Genomic DNA, 266 nt, shown 5'->3' with positions numbered 1-266 from the left:
CAAATAAGGTGAATCTATCGGCCTGCCTTCTGCGTTTACGCGTCCGTGGATCAACTGCAAGTGACTACTGAACCCAAATATTGCCGTGCGTAAAGGGTAGAGCGAACACACATCATAGAATGCTCCCCAACTTCCGTCGCCAATTCCAATGGAGTAGAAAACAGCAGATTCTTGGGCAGTCATACCCATCCCGCCAAAATTACCAGGATCACTTTGGCGCCAGGCAGTGATGGCTGGCATCTTCACCAAATCACGAAATGAAATAC

General features: G+C 48.5%; 1 protein-coding gene. It reads right to left on the bottom strand.

What is annotated here, in order from left to right; translation table 11 throughout:
• A partial coding sequence (locus tag KMS84_RS44635; protein ID WP_256921607.1) for a hypothetical protein occupies positions 1 to 246 on the bottom strand: 246 nt, incomplete at its 3' end.
• Positions 247 to 266: the final 20 nt, after the last annotated feature.

Origin of the sequence: Streptomyces hilarionis, assembly GCF_024539675.1 — a bacterium.
Taxonomy (GTDB): domain Bacteria; phylum Actinomycetota; class Actinomycetes; order Streptomycetales; family Streptomycetaceae; genus Streptomyces; species Streptomyces hilarionis.
Note: the sequence above shows the minus strand (reverse complement) of the source record. Positions and strands in the feature narration are given on the sequence as shown.